Source organism: Micromonospora sp. WMMA1998 (assembly GCF_027497375.1).
Classification (GTDB): domain Bacteria; phylum Actinomycetota; class Actinomycetes; order Mycobacteriales; family Micromonosporaceae; genus Micromonospora; species Micromonospora sediminicola.
In genome coordinates this window covers 2,203,351-2,218,322 of the sequence record NZ_CP114911.1, presented here as the reverse complement: position 1 = coordinate 2,218,322, position 14,972 = coordinate 2,203,351, and the positions used below count along the sequence as shown (strand labels likewise).

The 14,972-nt window shown below is 74.3% G+C and carries 16 protein-coding genes; all 16 read left to right on the top strand.

The window, feature by feature from the left end; genetic code table 11:
• The first annotated feature begins 166 nt into the window (after positions 1-166).
• The 16 genes from O7600_RS09620 (at position 167) to O7600_RS09545 (ending at position 14,879) form a co-directional block, all read left to right on the top strand.
• Positions 167-1,582 (top strand): putative peptidoglycan glycosyltransferase FtsW, encoded by a 1,416-nt coding sequence (locus O7600_RS09620; RefSeq protein ID WP_281594110.1) that lies wholly within the window; start codon positions 167-169, stop codon positions 1,580-1,582.
• Positions 1,582-2,688 carry an undecaprenyldiphospho-muramoylpentapeptide beta-N-acetylglucosaminyltransferase gene (gene murG, locus O7600_RS09615; protein ID WP_281593295.1) on the top strand — a complete coding sequence of 369 codons (1,107 nt, stop codon included), beginning with the start codon at positions 1,582-1,584 and terminating at the stop codon, positions 2,686-2,688. Before O7600_RS09620 ends, murG begins: the two co-directional genes overlap by 1 nt.
• Positions 2,689-2,719: 31 nt before the next feature.
• The gene (gene murC, locus O7600_RS09610; protein ID WP_281593294.1) at positions 2,720-4,201 is read left to right on the top strand and encodes a UDP-N-acetylmuramate--L-alanine ligase; all 1,482 of its coding nucleotides are present in this window, start codon (positions 2,720-2,722) and stop codon (positions 4,199-4,201) included.
• Positions 4,198-5,016 (top strand): FtsQ-type POTRA domain-containing protein, encoded by an 819-nt coding sequence (locus tag O7600_RS09605; RefSeq protein ID WP_281593293.1) that lies wholly within the window; start codon positions 4,198-4,200, stop codon positions 5,014-5,016. Before murC ends, O7600_RS09605 begins: the two co-directional genes overlap by 4 nt.
• 243 nt (positions 5,017-5,259) lie before the next feature.
• A complete protein-coding gene (ftsZ, locus tag O7600_RS09600) occupies positions 5,260-6,375 on the top strand; it encodes a cell division protein FtsZ (RefSeq protein ID WP_030500246.1) in 1,116 nt (371 codons plus the stop codon).
• Between the two features lie 9 nt (positions 6,376-6,384).
• On the top strand, positions 6,385-7,131 hold the full coding sequence (locus tag O7600_RS09595; RefSeq protein ID WP_281593292.1) for a YggS family pyridoxal phosphate-dependent enzyme: 747 nt from the start codon (positions 6,385-6,387) through the stop codon (positions 7,129-7,131).
• Positions 7,132-7,324: 193 nt separating this feature from the next.
• Positions 7,325-8,026, top strand: coding sequence for a cell division protein SepF (gene sepF / locus O7600_RS09590; protein WP_281593291.1), 702 nt, complete (start codon positions 7,325-7,327; stop codon positions 8,024-8,026).
• Positions 8,027-8,054: 28 nt separating this feature from the next.
• The gene (locus O7600_RS09585; RefSeq protein WP_091059628.1) at positions 8,055-8,360 is read left to right on the top strand and encodes a YggT family protein; all 306 of its coding nucleotides are present in this window, start codon (positions 8,055-8,057) and stop codon (positions 8,358-8,360) included.
• A gap of 41 nt (positions 8,361-8,401) precedes the next feature.
• The gene (locus O7600_RS09580; protein ID WP_091573288.1) at positions 8,402-9,208 is read left to right on the top strand and encodes a DivIVA domain-containing protein; all 807 of its coding nucleotides are present in this window, start codon (positions 8,402-8,404) and stop codon (positions 9,206-9,208) included.
• Between the two features lie 72 nt (positions 9,209-9,280).
• On the top strand, positions 9,281-9,928 hold the full coding sequence (locus tag O7600_RS09575) for a hypothetical protein (protein ID WP_281593290.1): 648 nt from the start codon (positions 9,281-9,283) through the stop codon (positions 9,926-9,928).
• Between the two features lie 2 nt (positions 9,929-9,930).
• Positions 9,931-10,239 (top strand): DUF167 domain-containing protein, encoded by a 309-nt coding sequence (locus O7600_RS09570; RefSeq protein WP_281593289.1) that lies wholly within the window; start codon positions 9,931-9,933, stop codon positions 10,237-10,239.
• Positions 10,240-10,261: 22 nt separating this feature from the next.
• On the top strand, positions 10,262-11,767 hold the full coding sequence (locus tag O7600_RS09565; RefSeq protein ID WP_281593288.1) for a potassium/proton antiporter: 1,506 nt from the start codon (positions 10,262-10,264) through the stop codon (positions 11,765-11,767).
• 222 nt (positions 11,768-11,989) lie between these two features.
• Complete coding sequence (locus O7600_RS09560; protein WP_098748056.1) at positions 11,990-12,409, top strand: TraR/DksA C4-type zinc finger protein; 420 nt, start codon at positions 11,990-11,992, stop codon at positions 12,407-12,409.
• Between the two features lie 67 nt (positions 12,410-12,476).
• Entirely contained in the window at positions 12,477-13,082 is a 606-nt protein-coding gene (gene lspA / locus O7600_RS09555; RefSeq protein WP_281593287.1) for a signal peptidase II, read from the top strand.
• Complete coding sequence (locus O7600_RS09550) at positions 13,079-14,023, top strand: RluA family pseudouridine synthase (protein WP_281593286.1); 945 nt, start codon at positions 13,079-13,081, stop codon at positions 14,021-14,023. The genes lspA and O7600_RS09550 overlap by 4 nt, the downstream gene beginning before the upstream one ends.
• A gap of 1 nt (position 14,024) precedes the next feature.
• Entirely contained in the window at positions 14,025-14,879 is an 855-nt protein-coding gene (locus O7600_RS09545; protein ID WP_281593285.1) for a hypothetical protein, read from the top strand.
• The last annotated feature ends 93 nt before the right edge of the window (positions 14,880-14,972 follow it).

The following is a 14,972-nucleotide window of genomic DNA, read 5'->3' as shown; positions in this document are numbered from 1 at the left end:
CCGGGCGGTTGCGCCACGGGCGGGCGGGTCGAGCCGCCATGATGGGCGTGTGGGGGAGGGACGAGACATCCAGGCCAGCAGCGACCCGCCGACCCGCCGCGCGCCCGCGGCCACGCCGCCGGCCGATCCACCGGCCGTCGCGGCGGGCTGGGATCCGGCCGGCGGCCTGGCCGCGCTGCGCGGCCTGCTGGCCCGCCCGCTCGCCTCCTACTACCTGCTGCTGTCCAGCACCGGCCTGCTGCTGCTGATCGGCCTCACCATGGTCTTCTCCGCGACCAGCGTGAAGGACTTCGCCGAGGGCGGCGACGCGTCCGCGTCGCTGACCAAGCAGGCGGTCTTCGCGGTGATCGGCATCGGCGCGTTCTGGGCCTGTCAGCGGCTGCCCGCACGCACGTTCCGGGCGGTGAGTCGCCCGGCTCTCGGCGTGGCGGTGGCGCTGATGCTCCTGCTCAACCTGCTGGTCGCGCTGGAGTCGGTGTTCGGGGTGGCGTCCATCGGGCCGTTGAAGGCCGAACTCCTGTCGCTGTCCCTCGGCCCGATCTCGCTGCAACCGGTCGAGGTGGCGAAGTTCGCGCTGGTGCTGTGGGCGGCGCACGTGCTGGCCCGCAAGGGCGCCGCGCTGGGCTGGTGGCGGGAACTGGCCACGCCGCTGTTCCCGGTGGTCGGTCTGCTGTTCGTGCTGGTCGGCTTCAACGACCTGGGCAGCATGCTCTGCCTGCTGGCGCTCGTGGTCGGGCTGCTCTGGGCGGCCGGGGTGCGGGGCCGGGTCTTCGCCGCGCTCTCCGCGATCGGCCTGGCCGGCATCGGCCTGCTGGTGGCCGCCGCCTCGCTCGGCGCCGGCTCCGGCTCCCGGGACGCTGACAACTACCGGCTCGGCCGGCTCACCATGTGGCTCGACCCGCCGTCGCCGAAGACCTGCTTCGAGCAGGAGCTGGACTACTGCTACCAGCTCGTGCAGGCCCGCTACGCGATCGGCAACGGCGGCTGGTTCGGCGTCGGCCTGGGTCAGAGCTCGCTGAAGTGGAACTACCTGCCCGAGGCGCACAACGACTTCATCTTCGCCATCATCGCCGAGGAGTTGGGCGTGGTGGGATGCACCGTGATCCTGGTGCTGTTCGCCGTGCTCGCGTACACCGGGATGCGGATCGCCCGCCGGGTCGAGGACCCGTTCCGCCGGCTCGCCGCCGCCGGCGTGACCGCCTGGCTGGTCGGCCAGGCCGTCATCAACATCGGTGGCGTGACCGGCCTGCTGCCGCTGACCGGCGTACCCCTGCCGTTCATCTCCGACGGCGGCAGCGCCCTGGTGGTGACGCTCGCCGCGATCGGCATGCTCGCCTCCTTCGCCCGCGCCGAGCCGGACGCGGCCCGCGCCCTGCATGCCCGTCCGCCGGCCCGATGGGTCCGACTAGTGTGGGCCCCGTTGCCGCCGCTTCCCGGCCGGCGCCGTCGACCGGCGCCGCCCCCGGCGGACCGTGGGTCCGTGCCCCGGTCCCGGCAGCGACGGCAGGACGACCAGGCCGCGGCCCGCGGCGCCCGGTCCGACCGGGCGCGCGCCGGCTCGGCGAGCGAGAGGAGACGCTGATGGGTCCGCTGCGTTCGGTGGTGCTCTGCGGAGGGGGTACGGGCGGGCACATCTACCCGCTGCTCGCCTTCGCCGACTGCCTGCGCCGACACGACCCGAGCGTCCGGATCACGTGTCTGGGCACGCCCAAGGGCCTGGAGAACGAGCTGATCCCGCCGGCCGGCTACGACCTGCGCCAGATCCCGGCCTACCAGCTGCCCCGGTCGGTCAACATGAGCCTGGTGCGCACGCCGGACCGGATGTGGAAGGCGGCCCGTGCGGCGGGCAAGGTGATCGACGAGGTCCAGGCCGACGCCGTGGTCGGCTTCGGGGGATACGTCTCGGTGCCCGGTTACCTGGCCGCGTGGCGGCGGGAGCTGCCCATCGTCATCCACGAGGTGAACGTGCCGCCGGGCGTGGCGAACCGGCTCGGGATGAAGTTCACCAAGAACGTCGCGGTGGGCTTCCCGCACCAGCCGGCCCAGGCCGAGGCGCTGCGCGACGCCCGGGTGGTCGGCGTGCCGCTGCGCCGTGGCATCGCCGGGTTGGACCGGGCCGCCCTGCGCGACGCCGCCCGCGCCCACTTCGGGCTCCGCCCCGACCTGCCGGTGCTCTTCGTGGCCGGCGGCTCGCAGGGCGCCCGTTCGATCAACCTGGCGGTGTCCGGCGCGGCCAAGGAGCTGGCCCGCAACGGCGTGCAGGTGCTGCACGTGATCGGCGCCCGCAACGAGCCGGTCTCCGTCCCCACCGACCTGCCGGTGCCGTACGTGACGCTGCCCTACCTGTCCGAGATGGAGCTGGGCTACGCGGCGGCCGACCTGATGCTGGGCCGGGGCGGCGCGATGACCTGCGCCGAGGTGGCCGCGATCGGCCTACCCACCATCTACGTGCCCTACCCGCACAGCAACCAGGAGCAGAAGCGCAACGCGCTGCCCGTGGTGGAGGCCGGCGGCGGGCTGCTGGTCGACGACGCCGAGGTGACCCCGGCCTGGGTGGAGCGCACGGTGATCCCGCTGATCCGGGACCCGCAGCGGCTCTGGACGATGAGCCACGCCGCGGCCGGGTACGGCCGGCGCGACGGGGACGTGGCACTGCTGAACTTCGTCTACGAGGCGGTCTCCCGCTGATGCGGGCCGTCGCGACGGGAAGGTACCTGGAATGAACACCGCGCAGTTCACGCCCGCCGGCACGACGACCGCGGAGGACCTGGGCCGGATCCACCTGATCGGGGTCGGCGGGGTAGGGATGGCCGGTCTGGCCCGGCTCTTCCTCACCCGGGGCCTGCCGGTCTCCGGCAGCGAGCTGCGGGAGTGGCCGTCCCTGGCCGGCCTGCGGGCGCTGGGCGGGACGATCCACTCCACGCACGAGGCGGCCAACCTGGACGGGGTGGACACGGTCGTCTACTCCTCGGCGATCCCGCAGGACCACCTGGAGATGGTCGAGGCGCGCCGGCGGGGCCTGCGGGTGCTGCACCGCTCCGAGGCGCTCGCGGCGGCGATGACCGGCCGGCGCACGGTGGCGGTCGCCGGCACGCACGGCAAGACCTCCACCACGTCGATGGTCACCATGGTGCTCCAGCAGGCCGGCACCGACCCGTCCTTCGTCATCGGCGGAGAGATCTCCGAGGTCGGCTCCGGCGCGCACCACGGCACCGGCGAGCACTTCGTGGTCGAGGCGGACGAGAGCGACCGTTCCTTCCTCATCTACCGCCCGTACGTGTCGATCATCACGAACATCGAGGCGGACCACCTCAACACGTATGGCGACCTGGCCAACCTGGAGGCCGCGTTCGCCGATTTCGCCCGCCTCACCGATCCGGACGGGTTCGTCGTCACCTGCGCGGACGACGCGGGTGGTCGGCGGCTGGCCGAGACGCTGCGGGCGGAGGGGCGTCGGGTGTGGACGTACGGCGAGTCCGCCGACGCCGACCTGCGGATGAGCGACGTCACCTCCTCCGCACGAGGGGTGCGCTACCTGGCCGAGGCCGAGGGTCGGTCGCTGGGCGAGATCCGGCTGCCGATGCCGGGGCGGCACATGGCGCTCAACAGCGCCGCCGCGGTGCTCGCCGCGTACCTGCTGGAGTTGCCGGTGGCCGCGGCGGAGGCCGCGCTCGGCGCGTTCCCCGGCGTGCGGCGGCGGTTCGAGCGCAAGGGCGTCGCGGACGGCGTGCTGGTCTACGACGAGTACGCCTACCACCCGACCTCGATGACGCTGGCCCTGCAGACGCTGCGCGAGGTGGCCGGCGACGGCCGCCTGATCGTGGTGTTCCAGCCGTACCGGCTCTACCGCACCCGCGACAACCAGGCGGAGATCGCCGCTGCCCTGGGCATCGCCGACGAGCTGGTGCTGCTGGAGGTGTTCGGCCCGGGCGAGATGCGCCGGCCCGGCGAGGGCTCGGCCGCGTTGATCGAGGCGGTGCCGCTGCCGGCCGAGCACAAGGTGTTCGTCGAGGCGTGGGACGACGTGCCGGCCGAGGTGGCCCGGCGGGCCCGTACCGGAGACGTGGTGGTGACCATGGGCGCGCCGCCGATCTCGCTGATGGGCGATCAGTTGCTGGACGCGTTGCTGGCGCGGACCGGAGGCGCCGCGGCGCTGGGCGCCGGCGTCGACCCGGACGGCGCGGCGGCCACCGCCGGATGAGCCCGGGGCCGGCCCGCGGCCGTACCCCCGGTCAGGAGGGCGGGTCGGGGCGGCGCAGCCCGGTCCGGCGCTGGCAGCTGGTGCGGGCCGGCGCGGACGCGGTGCCGCCGTCCACCCGTCGCTTCATGGCTCGGGCCCGGCAGCGGCGGATGCGGGCGGCGCTGCCCTGGGCGGTCGCCGCCGCGGTGGCGGCCGTCGGCGGGCTGGTCGCCTGGACGGTGCTCGGCACCGGCCTGTTCGGCGTGCGCGACGTCCGGGTGGTCGGCGCGCGCACGGTCACGCCGGTGGAGATCCGGGACGCCGCGGCGGTGCCGGACAACGCGCCGCTGGCCCGGGTGGACCTGGCCGCGACCGCGCGCCGGGTGGGCGCGCTGCCGCCGGTGGCCCGGGCCGCGGTGGAGCGGGACTGGCCGGGGACCCTGGTGATCCGGGTCGAGGAGCGGGTTGCGGTGGCGGCGGTGCCGCAGGGCGAGCGGTTCGCGGTGATCGACGGTTCCGGTGTGGTCTTCCAGCACCTGGACCAGGCGCCGGCGGGGATGCCGCTGGTCAGGGTCGCCCGCCCGGGCCCGGACGACCCCGGCACCCGGGCCGGGCTGGCGGTGCTGGCCGCGCTCGGTCCGAAGCTGCGCGCGGAGCTGGTCGCGGTCGACGTGGCCGGGCTGGCCCGGATCACGTTGCTGCTGCGCGGCGACCGCGAGGTGTTCTGGGGGGACGCCTCGCGCGGCCCGGACAAGTCCACGGTGGCCACCGCGCTGCTGGGGCGCCGGGCCGACCGGATCGACGTCAGCGCCCCGGACGTGGTCACGTTCCAGTAGTCCCGGGGGCGAGCGGCCCTTGTGTCCCGGGTCGCTCGGTCGGCGACACGCCGGAAGGGTCCTTGGCTCCTGGCGCGGCGGCGCATACGTTGCCCCGAAGAGATCAGTGGTTGACATAGCCCTAAGCCTCTAGTAGAGGGTGAGGGTTCAGCCGTCGGAGAGTTCAGGGCAGATGCTCCGCCGCTGGTCCGGCCAAGCCGTGTGGGGTCGGCCCATGCCAATCTCGAAGGGAAAGGACCGGAGATGACACCTCCGCACAACTACCTGGCGGTCATCAAGGTCGTCGGCATCGGGGGTGGCGGCGTGAACGCCGTCAACCGGATGATCGAGGTTGGGCTCAAGGGCGTCGAGTTCATCGCGATCAACACCGACGCGCAGGCGCTGCTGATGAGCGACGCCGACGTGAAGCTCGACGTGGGCCGGGAGCTGACCCGGGGGCTGGGCGCCGGCGCCAACCCGGACGTCGGCAAGAACGCCGCCGAGGACCACCGCGACGAGATCGAGGAGGTCCTCAAGGGCGCCGACATGGTCTTCGTGACCTGCGGCGAGGGCGGCGGCACCGGCACCGGCGGCGCGCCGGTGGTGGCGAACATCGCCCGCAAGCTCGGCGCGCTCACCATCGGCGTGGTCACCCGGCCGTTCTCGTTCGAGGGCAAGCGCCGCCAGGTGCAGGCCGAGGCGGGGATCGAGGAGCTGCGCAACCAGTGCGACACGCTCATCGTCATCCCGAACGACCGGCTGCTGGCCCTCGGCGACCGCAACATCTCCATGATGGACGCGTTCCGCACCGCGGACCAGGTGCTGCTCTCCGGTGTCCAGGGCATCACCGACCTGATCACCACGCCGGGTCTGATCAACCTGGACTTCGCCGACGTGAAGAGCGTGATGAGCGGCGCCGGCAGCGCGCTGATGGGCATCGGCAGCGCCCGGGGTGAGAACCGCGCCGTGGAGGCGGCCGAGGCGGCCATCTCCAGCCCGCTGCTGGAGCAGAGCATGGACGGCGCGCGGGGCGTGCTGCTCTCCATCGCCGGTGGCTCGGACCTCGGCCTGTTCGAGATCAACGACGCGGCGCAGCTGGTCACCGACGCGGCCCACCCGGACGCGAACATCATCTTCGGCGCGGTCATCGACGACGCGCTCGGCGACGAGGTGCGGGTGACCGTGATCGCGGCCGGCTTCGACGGGGGCGCTCCGGCGTACAAGGCGGTCGAGCCGCCGCGCAAGAGCAACCAGAACCCGCCGGCGCAGCCGAACGCGCCGGTGAGCCCGCCGGCCACCATGCCGGCCCCGCAGCAGCCGTCGCGCCGGGTGCTCTTCGACGACGTCGACGTGCCCGACTTCCTCAAGAACGGGTCCTGAGCCGCCCCGATGACGGAGTCACCCCTCACGGTGCGGCCGGAGCGTCGCGCCGAGCTCGCGGCCGGGCTGGCCCGGGTCCGGTCCCGGATCGCGGACGCCTGCGCGGCGGCCGGCCGGTCCCCGGACTCGGTCACCCTGGTCGCGGTCACCAAGACGTACCCGGCGGTCGACGTGCTCGCGCTGGCCGAGCTGGGGGTGCGCGACGTGGGGGAGAACCGGGACCAGGAGGCGGCGCCGAAGGCGGCGGCGGTGGCCGCCGCCGGGGCCACGCCGCGCTGGCACTTCATCGGCCAGCTGCAACGCAACAAGGCGCGGTCGGTGGTCCGGTACGCCGACGTGGTCCAGTCGGTCGACAGCGTCCGGCTGGCCGCCGCGCTCGCCACCGCCGCGACCGCCGCCCGGGACCGGCCGTTGGACGTGTTGGTGCAGGTGAGCATCGACGGCGACGCGGCCCGGGGCGGGGCGCTGCCGGGCCTGGCCGACCCCGATCGGGGGCTCGACCCGGTGGCCGCCGCGGTGGCCGGCGCGGACGGGCTGCGGCTGGCCGGCCTGATGGCGGTGGCCCCGCTGGGCTGGGAGCCGGACCGGGCGTTCGCCCGGCTGGCCGAGGTGGCGGCGCGGCTGCGCGGCGACCATCCGGGCGCCACGGTGCTGTCGGCGGGGATGAGCGGCGACCTGGAGAGCGCTGTCGCGCACGGCGCGACACATGTCCGCGTCGGCAGCGCGTTGCTCGGAATGCGCCCCACGCTGGGGTAGCCTGACCACGACGGAAGCAAATTACATCAGTGTTGTTCAGGACGGCGTTCCCGTAGCCGGGGGCCGTGGCGGGCGGGCCGCGAACCGCACGTCAGGGGATTGCCGATCCGGTCCGGTGGGCATGATCGTCCACTCGTGATCAAGCGACACGGCACGGGGGCGCGTGCCGCACGGCGGACGGAAGGGCGCGGGGATGGGTGCACTGCGCAAGGCGGGGGTCTGGCTCGGTCTCGTCGAGGAGGACGACGAGCGGGCGTACGAGGACGGTGGCTACGACAAGGGTGGCTACCGGGACTCGTCGCGCTACCGGTCGAGCCGGTACGCCGAGGAGTTCGCCGACGAGGACGACGACGAGGCCGACGAGCCGCCGACGACCCGGAGCCGGGTCGGCGAGCGGGGTCGGCTGAGCGAGCGCACCGGCCGCGCCGTCGACGCCGACCGGTCCGAGGTCGAGCGCCCGGAACGGGCCGAGCGGACCGAGCGCTCCAGCGTCCGGTCGATCACCCGCTCCTCCGCCGACGGCTCCGGCGCGCTGAGCTACCACACCCGGGACAACCTCGCCCTCGCGCCGCAGGCCCAGCCGCGCGAGCGGGTGGTGGCTCCGGAGGAGGAGCAGCGCTACCAGATCACTACCCTGCACCCGACGACGTACCGCGAGGCGCGGACCATCGGCGAGCACTTCCGGGACGGGGTGCCGGTGATCATCAACCTCACCGAGATGGACGAGGCGGACGCCCGCCGGCTGGTGGACTTCGCCGCCGGACTCGCGTTCGGCCTGCGCGGTACGATCGAGCGCGTGACCAACCGGGTGTTCCTGCTCTCACCGGCCAACGTCCAGGTCACCGCGGAGGACAAGGCCAAGATCGCTGAGGGCGGCTTTTTCAGCCTGAGCTAGCCCGCACGACCGAGGGACGTCGCCTGCCGTGTTGTCGATCCTGTTCCAGGTGCTCTACCTGCTGCTGTACTTCTTCCTTCTCGTCCTTCTTGCCCGATTTGTTCTCGGTGCGGTGCTGGCCTACGGTCGCCGCTGGCAACCGGGGCGCGGCGCATCGGCGGGACTGGAAGTCGTGTGGAGCGTCACTGATCCGCCCCTGCGAGCGTTGAGGCGTGTGATCCCACCACTGCGAATTGGTACCGTGAGCATCGACCTGGCCTCCCTTGTGCTCCTGGTTATCCTGTTCGTGCTGATGGAGTTCGTGTTACAGCGCCTGATCGTGGCGTTCGCCTGACCAGAGCGCTTTCGCGGCCGCAACTGACCCGAGGAGTTTCGATGCCGCTGACCCCGGCCGACGTCCACAACGTCGCCTTCAAAAAGCCGCCGATCGGCAAGCGGGGGTATGACGAGGAGGAGGTCGACGCCTTCCTGGACGAGGTCGAGCGTGAGCTGGCCCGTCTGATCGAGGAGAACAACGAGCTGCGCGCCCAGGTGGAGCGCGGCGGTCGGGGTGGCGCGCCCGCCGGCCCCGGCGGCGACGCCCGCCTCGCGGCGGAGCTCAACGACGTCAAGGCCCAGCTCGACCGGGTGCAGCGCGACAAGGCGGCCGCCGAGCAGGCGGCCCGGGCGATGCAGGCCGAGCTGGAGCAGGTCCGCACGCAGGGCGGCCCGGCGGGGGTGACCGGGGACGGCGAGCAGCAGGCGCTGCGCGTGCTGATGATGGCCCAGCGCACCGCGGACGACCACGTCTCAGACGCCCGGCGCGAGGCCGACAGCCTGCTCTCCGAGGCCCGGTCCAAGGCCGAGGAGGTCACCCGCGAGGCGCGGGCCAAGGCCGACGCCCTGGAGCGGGACGCCCGCCAGCGGCACCAGGAGGCCATGGGCGGCCTGGACGCCAAGCGGACCGCGCTGCAGAAGCACATCGAGGAGCTCAAGCAGTTCGAGCGGGAGTACCGCACCCGTCTCAAGGCCTACCTGGAGAGCCAGCTGCGTGACCTGGACGGTCGCGGGCAGGGCCTCGAGGTGGAGATGAACCGCGCCGAGGGCACCCGTGCCGCCGGCGGCAGCAACGGTCTCGCCACGGCCGGCCTCGCCGGCTCGTACGGTGGCGGCCGCGCCGGCTCGCTCGAGTCCGGCCGCTGATCCCGCGTCGGTGGCCGTCCCCGGGACGGCCACCGACCGCCCAGACCGACACGACGCGGCCGGGGGTGAGCTGTGATAGCCGCGAGCGTCCTGCTCATCCTCGTCGCGGTCGTGCTGCTGGTGGTGGGCCTGGCCGGTGGGTCGAGCCTGCTGCTGATCGTGTCGATCGCGGCCAGCCTGCTGTCCGCCGTCGCCTTCGTCGCGTTCGCCCGCCAGGCGGCCGCCGCGAGGGCCACGGCGGGTCGGGAAGCCGGCCCGCGCATCCGGACCGCACGCACCGGCCCGTCCCCGGACGAGCCGGTGAGCCCGGTCCCGCACCACACGTCGACGGTCGGCGCCGGCGGATCCGGGTGGCGGCAACCGCCCGGGTCGCCGGTGGCCGAGCCGTACGACCCGCCGGCCGAGGCATGGGCGCCCCCGGTGCCCCGCGTCGCCGGCCGGGCCGAGGTGACACCGACCTCGCCCGCGCCGGGCGACCTGTCCGAGGGTGAGCCTCCGGCCGAACACCTCACCGCCGGCGAACTGGCCCGGCTGGTGCGGCTGCCGGAGGACGTCCGGGTCGTCGACGGCCACCCCCGCTTCCACCTGACCGACTGCCCGCACCTGGTGGGTCGGGCGGACGAACCGCTGCCGGTCGCCGAGGCGGTCGAGCTCGGCTTCACCCCGTGCGCCGGGTGCGCCGCGGGCACCACGCTGCTCGCCGACGCCCGGCCCTACTGACCATGGCGATCGCGGACGCCCCGCTCACCGTCGCGGTGCGCGTGAAGCCCGGCGCGTCCCGGGCCCGGGTGGGCGGTCGCCACGACGGGCCGCACGGTCCCGCGCTCGTCGTCGCCGTGCACGCGCCGCCGGTCGACGGCCGGGCCACCGAGGCGGTCCGGCGGGCGCTGGCGGACGCGCTGGGCGTCCGGCCGGCCGCGGTGTCGCTGCGGTCCGGCGCGACCAGCCGGGACAAGATCTTCCTGGTGGCGCACCCGCCCGACGGGTTGCCCGAGGTGCTGCGTCGGCTGCGCGACGGCAGCGCCGGGTGAGGAACCGTCGGGCCGGTCGGCGATGACCCCGGGGCTGAACCTCGCGCTGCTGGTCGGCGCGGCCGTGCTGCTGGTCGCGGTGGGCGCGGTGCGCTTCTCCACCCGCCTCGGCGTGCCCAGCCTGCTGGTCTACCTGGCGCTGGGCGTGCTGATCGGCGAGGCGGGCCTGGGCATCGACTTCGACGACGTCGAGCTGACCCGGGTGCTCGGCTTCTGCGCGCTCATCGTGATCATCGCCGAGGGCGGGTTGAGCGCGCGGTGGAGCACGCTGCGCCCGGTGCTCGGGCTGGCCTCGGCGTTGTCCACGGTCGGCGTGGTGGTCAGCATCGTGGTCGTCGGCGTGGTGGTGCACCTGCTGTTGGACCTGGACTGGCGGCTGGCCCTGCTCTACGGCGCGGTGCTGTCGTCCACCGACGCGGCGGCGGTCTTCGCCACCCTGCGCCGGCTGCGCCTGCCACCGCGACTGGTGGCCACGCTGGAGGCCGAGTCCGGGATGAACGACGCCCCGGTGGTCCTGCTGGTGCTGCTGCTGTCCCGGGCCGGGGCCGAGGCGGCCCACCCCTGGTGGTACGAGGCGCTGGTGCTCGGCTACGAGCTGGGGGCGGGCGTGGCGGTCGGAGTGGGCGCCGGCCTGGCCGGGCGGTACGCGTTGCGGCGCGCCGCGCTGCCCTCGTCCGGGCTCTACCCGATCGCGGTGGTCGGGTTCACGGTGCTGGCGTACGCGGCCGGGTCGGTGCTGCACGCCTCCGGCTTCCTGGCCGTCTACGTGGCCGGGGTGCTGCTCGGCAACTCCCGGCTGCCGCACCGCCAGGCGATCCTCGGCTTCGCCGACGGGCTGGCCTGGCTGGCCCAGATCGGCCTGTTCGTGCTGCTCGGTCTGCTGGTGTCGCCGAGCCGGCTGGACGCCGCGGTGCTGCCGGCGGTGATCACCGGGCTGGCCCTGCTGCTGCTCGCCCGGCCGCTGTCGGTGGCGGTGTCCGCGCTGCCGTTCCGGGTGAACCTGCGCGAGCAGCTCTTCCTGTCCTGGGCCGGTCTGCGCGGGGCGGTGCCGATCGTGCTGGCCACCATCCCGCTCTCGCTGCGGGTGCCGGGCGCGGACCGGCTCTTCGACGCGGTGTTCGTGCTGGTGGTGATCTTCACGCTGCTCCAGGCCGGGACGCTGGCTCCGGCGGCCCGCCGGTTGGGCGTGACCGCGCCGGCGGAGGCGAGCGAGATCCTGCTGGAGACCGCGCCGCTGGAGCGGATGCGGGCCGACCTGCTCCAGATGGAGGTGCCGGCCGGCTCCCGGCTGGCCGGGGTGCACGTGGACGAGCTGCGTCTTCCGGTGGGCGCCGCGGTCACGCTGGTGCTGCGGGACGGGGTCGGTTTCGTGCCCGGCCCGGACACCCGGCTGAAGGTGGGGGACAGCCTGCTCATCGTCGCCACCGCCGGGGTGCGGGACGCCACCGAGCGGCGCTTGCGGGCGGTGAGTCGCCGGGGTCGGTTGGCCCGCTGGTTTGGGGAGTACGGGGAGGACCGGACCGGCTGATCTGCTAGCGTTCCTTTTGCCCCGATTAGTGGCAATGCGGGGCGGAAAAGCGGAGCGACGGTGCGGCACGTTGTCGGACGCCTGTACGTTCCGTATTCTTGCCAACCTCCGGAGTGTGCGGCGCGGTCGCCGTGCGCCCGTCTGTTCGTGGGGGACGCCGGCGCCGGTGACCCCTGCCCACGTATCGCTGAGCGCCGCGCCACGCGGCTGAGGGAGCTGACGATGGCGAAGCCAGCCGAGACCAGGACCGCCGGCCGCAAGCCGGTGGCGAAGGCCACCCGCAGCGCGGCGGAGACCGAGAAGATCCGGGCCGCCCTGGCGGCACGGCGGGACGAGCTCAACGCCGAGTACGATCAGACGCTGAGCGAGATCACCGAGCTGCAGCGCGACCGGTTGACCGACTCGGCCGGGGACGACCAGGCCGACACCGGCACCAAGACGTTCGAGCGCGAGCAGGAGATCTCTCTCGCCAACAGCATCAAGGAGCGGATCACGCAGGTCGAGCGCGCGCTGGAGCGCCTCGACGAGGGTGGCTACGGCTGGTGCGAGCGGTGCGGCAACCCGATCCCGGTGGAGCGGCTCGCCGCGTTCCCGTCGGCCACCCTCTGCGTGAGCTGCAAGCAGCTGGAGGAGCGGCGCTGACGTCCGCTCCCCGGCGGCCGTACGGCAGACGGTGACCGCCACCGTCGCGAGCGTCGATGGGGAGCAGATGACCGCAGCACCGCCCGCCGGGCCCGGCACCACCGAGACGGGCGCCGGCACGCCCCGCCGAAAGGCGGTCGGCCTGCTGCTCGGCGTCTCCCTGGTCTCGCTCCTGGCGGACCTCGGCACGAAGCAGCTCGCGCTCAGCGAGCTGCCCGGCCGGGAGGAGCCGGTGTCGGTGCTCGGCGGCGCCGTCTACTTCACCCTCACCCGCAACAGCGGTGCCGCCTGGAGCATCGGCGCCGACCACACCTGGGTCTTCCCGCTGATCACGTTCGGTGTGATCGGCTGGATCGCCTGGATGGCGCTGCGGCTGCGGTCGCTGCCCTGGGCGGTGTCGCTGGGTCTGGTGCTGGGCGGCGCGCTGGGCAACCTGGCCGACCGGATCTTCCGGGCGCCGGGGCACTTCGTCGGCCACGTCGTCGACATGATCAGCGTGTTCGGCCCGTACGGCGAGTTCTTCCCGGTGTTCAACCTGGCCGACAGCTCGCTGTTCTGCGGCGTGGTGCTGGCGGTCTTCCTGGAGCTGACCGGCCGGCAGCGCGACGGCTCCCGGGCCGGCGCGAAACCCGCCACCGAGGACGCCCCGGCCGACCAGAAGGAGCGCGCGTGACCGCCGCGTTCGCCACCGGTGGCGACCACCGGTCCCTGCCCGTCCCGGACGGGCTCGACGGCATGCGGCTGGACCAGGCCGTGTCCCGGCTGTTCGGGCTGTCCCGCACCGCCGCGGCGGCGCTCGTGGACGCCGGGGACGCGCTGGTCGACGGCGCGGCCCGGGCCAACTCGCACAAGGTTCGGGCCGGCTCCTGGCTGGAGGTCACGCTGCCCGCGCCGGCCGCGCCGCCGACCGTGGTGCCGCAGGCCGTGCCCGGCCTGACCGTGGTCTACGCCGACGACGACATCGTGGTGGTCGACAAGCCGGTCGGGGTGGCCGCACACCCGAGCCCCGGCTGGACCGGCCCGACCGTGATCGGCGGGCTGGCCGGCATCGGCCACCGGATCTCCACCAGCGGCGCCGCCGAGCGGCAGGGCGTGGTGCACCGGCTCGACGTCGGCACCACCGGGATCATGGCGGTGGCCAAGAGCGAGCTGGCCTACACCGCGTTGAAGCGGGCGTTCAAGGAACGCGAGGTGGAGAAGCGCTACCACGCCGTGGTGCAGGGTCACCCGGACCCGCTGCGCGGCACCATCGACGCGCCGATCGACCGGCACCCCCACCACGACTACCGCTGGGCGGTCGTCTCCGGCGGCAAGCCGAGCATCACCCACTACGACACCCTGGAGGCGTTCCCCTCCGCCAGCCTGCTCGACGTGCGGCTGGAGACCGGGCGTACGCACCAGATCCGGGTGCACTTCTCCAGCATGCGGCACCCCTGCGTCGGTGACCTGACCTACGGCGCCGACCCGACGCTGTCCGCCCGGCTCGGCCTGTCCCGGCAGTGGCTGCACGCCCGCTCGTTGAGCTTCGCGCACCCCCGCACCGGCGACGAGGTCACCTTCGTCAGCGACTACCCGGACGACCTGGCCCGGGCGCTGGAGATCCTGCGCGACTGACGTGACCGACCGTCCCGCGCCGCCGCGCCGGTCGCGTACCGCCGCGCTGACCTGGCTCGCCCTCGCCTGTGCGCTGATCGTGGTGGTCGTGGCCGTGGCGCAGCGGCGGGACCGGCCGGTGGGCGACCGCACGGTGGGCGAGGTGACCCGGGTCGGCGTGGCCGACGGCGACGCCGTGCCGGCGTACCTGCGCGCCGCCGGGGACGAGCTGGCCCGGCTCGACGCGCCCGACGGCTACGCCCTGGTCTCGTTCAGCGCCTACCTGACGCCGGCCCGGGCGGCGTCCACGCTGGGCGGCACGCCGGTGTCGGCGGTGGTCGCGCGGGTGCCGCTGCCGGGCCGGCAGACCGAGATCGTGCGCATCGCCGCGCTACGCCTGCCCGACGACGTGGTCGGCGGAATGGCCGAGGTCGCGGCGCGCAAGGACCGCGAGGCGGCGGACTATCGGGCCCGCGCCGCCGCGCCGGCGGCCACCGCCCACCCGGAGGTGCGCCGGGTGTACGCCACCGGGGCCGAGGTCGCGGCCCGGGAGGCGGACGCCTACCGGGCCGGGTGCGCCTGCGTCTACGCCGCCGTGGTGCGGGGTGGGCCGGACGCGCTGCGCACGCTCGCCGGCCGTCCCGGCGTACGCGGGGTCGACCCGGCGCCGGAGGTGACCCGCCTGGACCGCACGGTGTTCACCCCGCCGCTGCCGGAGCAGCGCGACGTGGCCCGGCCGCCGGCCGACACCGGGTTGGCGTCCGGCGACGGTATGGGTGATTCGTCGGAAGCCGCACCGACGGTGAGCGGACCCTCACCCGTCGCCCGCCCGGCCGCCACCGGGTCCGGGTCGCCCAATCCCGCTCCCACCTCCTGAGACACCCCGGTGCGCGACGGCGCGACGGGTGACACGGTGAGGAGGGCCACCGGGCGATGTGCGGAGCGGGGAGTGGTCCGAATAGGGTTTCGT